The following is a 5,128-nucleotide window of genomic DNA, read 5'->3' as shown; positions in this document are numbered from 1 at the left end:
CGCATTTTTGACGTGCGCATCGTTAGCTTTGAGTTTGACGACGCGTTTATCCCGCACGGCGCTACGGCCGACGTCGAGAAGGCTCTTGGTATCGATGCGGCAAGCATTTGCGAGAAAATTTTAGCCGAAACGGCGGATTAAATTTGAACTGAAGAGTTTTTGCGCGTTTTGGCGAGCGCATTTAGGCGGAAAAGGCGAAAAATTTGAGCGAAACAAACCTTTTTATACTCGGTCTCGCTACTCTTACTTTGATTTACCGCCCCTAAACGGTACGGGCAAATTTGCGCGAGTTAAGCCGGTTTTATTGATTTTTATCTTCGTTTATCTTTTTTACGGGCTGGCTTGCGAGCGAATTTTGGGTTAAATTTGAGCCGCGATAGGCTTTGTGCTAAGGTTTGTTTTGCTCGCTGTGCCCTAGGATAAAATCGCTAAAAACATTGCAGACTTTCGTTTTTTGCCGTTTATAATGCTTAAATTTGGCGCCGGTGCTTGATTTGACGCGGATTTTATCAAAAAGGTAAAATTTAAGTAGATTTTTGCTCGTAAATTTAGCCGTACGGCAAGGCACAGAAGCTTGTTTAAATTTAAAATCGCAATTAGCGAAAACTAAAAAAATGCGAAAAAAACGTAGCCGTATCTAAAACGCTGCGGTATCGCCGCAACCGACAAAAAATAAATTTTTACGGTAGCGGTGATAAGCAGCGGTCGGTTGCAACGATCGATAGGAAAATTTACACCGCATTAAAAGTCGGATTTTTATTTAAATTCGGCATGGCAATTTTAAGTCTAAACGTCTAAAATTTACCTTGAGTATAGCGCTTAAACTCGTAAAAAGTATAAATTTGACTACAAATGACACAAATTTTAGTAAATAATAATTTATATTACCAACTATAAAGAAGTTTTAAATAAAATTTTTGTATATTTAGCTAAAAAATATCAGGAAAAACGATGAACTATATGGAACTTCTCAAAAATCACGGCCTCAAAGCCACCCCGCAGCGCCTCAGCGTGCTCAAAATCCTCGACCGCCACACGCACCCGACGATCGATGAGCTTTACGAGGAGATCTGCGCCGAAAACCCGTCCGTATCGCTCGCAACGGTGTATAAAAACCTAAATATGCTAAAGGACGAAGGCCTCGTCGTCGAGGTAAATATGCCAAATCAAAAGGCGCGCTACGACATCTTTAGCTACCCGCACATCCACGTCGTATGCGAGAGCTGCGGGCACGTCGAGGACTATAACTTCTGCGAGGCGCTGAGCGAGTACAAGGAAAGCTTGGAGAGAAAGCTCGGAAATTTCATCGAAAAGATGAATGTGCTCGTAACCGTAAAAGACTGCAAAAACTGCCGCCATTAAGCTTTTGGCTCGCTTTTTGGTGGGCTAAATTTTTTCTCTCATTTATAGTTTTGCAATGGATTAAATTTGAACTTATGTCGATAAAATTTGTCGCTATTTTTGATTCTGCAAGCGAGCTTTTATCAAGAATAAGTTGTACTCACAAGGGCTTTGGCGGCACTAAAAACGGCGACATTTTGCATCTTAACCTACTTAAATTTATACTAAACCTCACTCTGCGACGCGATTTACCCAGATCAAAAACTCATCGCTCGGGTTCTCGTCGTCCAAATGTGCGGGAGTGACGAGCTCAAGCGCAGTTTGCGGGATCGTCGTTTTGAACGTCTGTGTTACCCACTGCTGAAATTTCAGGTTTGGATGCACGATAAAGTCGTCATTCTCGCTGTTTGGCGGAGTGCTAAAATCCTCATCTCAGCAGATTTCATCATATCCTATCGCAAGCAATCTCAAAAAATCAAGCCCGCTGCGAGCCAAAACGCAGGTCATCGTCGAGCCCGAACCCGATCCCATGTGCCGGGTCTAGTCTCGCCCGCATCGTCCAGCCACAGCGCGCACATCGAGCCCTCCGAGCCGCTGCCTGCGAACACGCAAAGCCGCTGCTTGATCTCCGCGGCAAGCTCGCGATCCTCGCCGTAAAACCAATACCTTAGCTCCTCGTCGCGATTTTTCGGATCATCCGTGAAAAATACGATGTCCGTGCCGCCCTCGCGCTCATCGTCGCTCCAACTCTGCTGCAGCCGATCCTGCGGGTAGAGATAGCCGCGTCTGCGCCCGCCCGCGTCGTCATAAAAGCCGTTTGCTTCGATCCACGCATAAAGCGCCTCAAGTTCGCTCGGCACGCGCATGCCCTGCGGTAGCGCCTCGCGCAGCTGCGCTAACAATAAATTTTCCACGATCGCTCCTTTTGCTAAATTTGCCGCTCGAATTTTACTGCGTTTCGGCTAAATTTACGGATATTTTGTCTGATATTTGCGGCGTTTTATGCGCCCCGTCGCCGCAAGCGCAAATCGGCTCTTTAAATTTAGCCTATTTTGGTTGTGATACGCACAGGCGGTGTGAGCGCATATTTGAAAAAGGGTATGAGAATTTTCAGTAGAAAAATGCGTAAAATTTTACGACCTAAATTTTACTATTTTAAGGTTTCTTTGCTTTTTTGCAGAAATTTACGGTTTTAAATTTAGCTCGCCGCAAAGAGTAAAATTTTAGCGATACCTATAAATTTAAAATTTCTCGCGCCTTTTGCTTGCATGCCTCAAATTTTTGCTCAAACTCCGCGCGTCTTTGCAGCTCGTTTTTCGCCCCCATTTTGGTGTATCCCGAGCCTCGCCCTAGAAAATATACATAGCCGGTATCTTTAAACTCCACCGCAAGCGGCATTTGCGCGCCCTCTACCCCCTCGCAAATAAGCTGCGCAAGCGCGTACTCCTCCAGCGCAAAGGCGTGCGGATACAGGCTTATCTTTTTTAGATTTTTAAGAGCGGCGAGCGGCAAAAGCGCCGGATATGGGGCCTTGCACTTTATCCAGGTTAGTTTTAGCACTTCAAGGCCCGTTAGGCCTTTGAGAAACTCGAAATCTACAATCGGCTGATCCCAATCCAGCGTGCCGCTAATGCACAGATATCGCAGCGAGGCTATGCCGCTAAGTCCCGAAAAATCGCTCACTCTGCGTAAATTTTCAAAATGCGCCGATCTTAAGCTTTTCAGCTCGCGCAGAGGCGAAAGGTCGCAAAATCCCGAGACGTATTCCAAAACGAGCTCCTGCAAAAGCGGCAGTTCGGCGAGAAAGTTGGTATTCTTCACTTGAGCTCTCGTAATGCGCAGACGCTTAAGCTGCCTAAGCCTAGATATCGCGGCGATCTGCTCCTTGCTCGGAAGATGCAGGGTAAGCTCCTGCAGATCCCCACACTCAAAAATCTGCTCCCAAAAAGGAGTATCCGCCCCGATTGTAGCGATCTGCAAGCTCTGCTTGTCCGCCACGGGGCCGTTTAGCGCGAATGCGAAACGTTCGCGGTTGGGCACCATCGCCCAGTAATCGTCCTTTCGATCTAGCAGATCCGCAAAGTGATGTATCATTCGTAGTCTCCGTTTTTGAAATTTTAAAGTGCGTAATTTTATCGCGCAAGCGGCGATGCTAAATTTAAGCCCGTTTTCAAGCTCGCAAACCCTATCGCCCTAAATTTAGTCTTGCCGCGGCTCATCCCGCGAATGCCGCCGCCACAATAACTCGCCGCGGTAGTCTGCGAATTTAAGCCCGGCGGGCTCTAGTCGAATTTAAGCCGCTCAAGCTTTTGTTAAATCAAGTTCACGCGCTCCGAATTCGTAAATTTCACGCCGCTTGAGCGGGCGGAAAAATAGAATTTCGTCTAAATTCCAAGCTCGGCTCTTATAAGCGATTCGTTTTGCGGCGTCAAAAAGCCCGCGATATCCTGCCACATGGAGTGAAAGCCGTATCCGCCCTCTATCATCTCGCTGCGCGCGGCATCTAGCCCCGATCAGATCACGCGATACATCGCCACCACAAGCCCCGTGCGATCGGCTCCGTGATAGCAGTGCACGAGCACGGCGCCCTCCTTTTGGCGCTCGCGAATGGTGCGCAAAACGTCCGCTATCTGCGCGGGCTTTATCTCCCAGCTTTGAAGCGGCTTGTTCGCGGGCCAAAATTGATCCCCAAACGCCCTTCTGTCGCCGCCTCTGCTAAAATGGCGCAGATTTACGATGCTTTTGATGCCAAGCTCGTGCAGCTTCGCGGCGTCGCCTCCGTCAAGCTGAGCACTACGAAACAGCCGCTCGTCCACGCGGTAGAAATTTTTCGCTTCGTCGATGAGGGTTGCTTTTTGCGATGAGTTTGAGTTTGTACCGTTCGCCGCGGTATCTGCGCTCTTAAATCGCACATCTTGAAATTTGGCGTCTTTTACGTCCGCAAGATTTAGCTCCGCGCCGCTCGTTTTTATAAAATTTATGGAATTTGCTTCTGTCGCAAGCTCTGCATTTACGCCTGTTGCAAAGCAAAATACAGCCGCTAGCGCAAGGGTTTTAAATTTCAAATTTCATCCTTTAAATTTGGCTAAATTTTATGATTTTTATAAAATTTGACGCTCGCAGCTAAAATGCAAAATGGCAAGCGTGCCTAAATTTAGCGTAAAATTTGAGCGTCAAGCCCGCCCAAATCCGCTGCCAAATTTTACTGCAAGCCCGCAAGCCGCGCTATTAAAATCAAAATTTCGTTTTAAAATTTCCCCGTTCCCGCCCTCGGTATCGCTAGATCAGTACGCGGTAGTTACATTGCGTAGTTACATTGCCCTTGTAAATTTACTGAAAATAAATCGTAAAAGGGGTGCGCCGTTTCCGCGAGCGCTGCCATAAATTTTTGTACTCGCCCCTTGCGATACTTACCCGAAATTTTATTTTTCGCGAAATCCTTTCAAATTTCGCCGCTAAATTTGACGCTTTAGTTGGTCAGATCGGTCTGCCAGTTCGCGCCTTGCAGCGTCGTATCAAGCTGCCTGATCTGCTTTGCTAGCTCATCCACCTGCTTTTGTAGCGCCGCGACATCAACCGTGCTTAAAATTTTAATCTCGCTGCGCGAATAAATTTCCACTTTTTGCGCGGAAGCTTGCGCGAAAGCCCGCAATGCACCAGCTTTTAGCGTGAGTACGTCGCGTTTGGCGATCAGCTCGGTTAGGCTCTTGCCATCCGCTTTTGCGGTGCAGTTGGTTAAATTTATCCGAACTATCAGGCGCTCAAGCTCGCTCGTAAGCGCGTCTAG

6 protein-coding genes are annotated in these 5,128 nt (G+C 47.4%); 1 reads left to right on the top strand and 5 read right to left on the bottom strand.

Going from position 1 to position 5,128, the window contains the following annotated elements:
- The first annotated feature begins 951 nt into the window (after nucleotides 1-951).
- The gene (locus tag Q0338_RS03785; protein WP_002952362.1) at nucleotides 952-1,362 is read left to right on the top strand and encodes a Fur family transcriptional regulator; all 411 of its coding nucleotides are present in this window, start codon (nucleotides 952-954) and stop codon (nucleotides 1,360-1,362) included.
- A 210-nt stretch (nucleotides 1,363-1,572) separates the two neighbouring features.
- Here Q0338_RS03785 and Q0338_RS03780 read toward each other — a convergent pair whose 3' ends face one another.
- The 5 genes from Q0338_RS03780 to Q0338_RS03760 form a co-directional block, all read right to left on the bottom strand.
- Entirely contained in the window at nucleotides 1,573-1,725 is a 153-nt protein-coding gene (locus Q0338_RS03780) for a hypothetical protein (protein WP_298085596.1), read from the bottom strand.
- A gap of 119 nt (nucleotides 1,726-1,844) precedes the next feature.
- The gene (locus Q0338_RS03775) at nucleotides 1,845-2,255 is read right to left on the bottom strand and encodes a hypothetical protein (RefSeq protein ID WP_298085595.1); all 411 of its coding nucleotides are present in this window, start codon (nucleotides 2,253-2,255) and stop codon (nucleotides 1,845-1,847) included.
- A gap of 319 nt (nucleotides 2,256-2,574) precedes the next feature.
- Nucleotides 2,575-3,435, bottom strand: a complete 861-nt coding sequence (locus tag Q0338_RS03770) for a hypothetical protein (RefSeq protein ID WP_298085594.1) — start codon at nucleotides 3,433-3,435, stop codon at nucleotides 2,575-2,577.
- Nucleotides 3,436-3,854: 419 nt separating this feature from the next.
- Complete coding sequence (locus Q0338_RS03765; RefSeq protein ID WP_298085593.1) at nucleotides 3,855-4,406, bottom strand: tyrosine-protein phosphatase; 552 nt, start codon at nucleotides 4,404-4,406, stop codon at nucleotides 3,855-3,857.
- 404 nt (nucleotides 4,407-4,810) lie between these two features.
- On the bottom strand, nucleotides 4,811-5,128 hold a 318-nt coding region (locus Q0338_RS03760), incomplete at its 5' end, for a DIP1984 family protein (protein ID WP_298085592.1).

It is taken from the genome of uncultured Campylobacter sp., from assembly GCF_938018145.1.
Lineage (GTDB): Bacteria > Campylobacterota > Campylobacteria > Campylobacterales > Campylobacteraceae > Campylobacter_A.
Note: the sequence above shows the minus strand (reverse complement) of the source record. Positions and strands in the feature narration are given on the sequence as shown.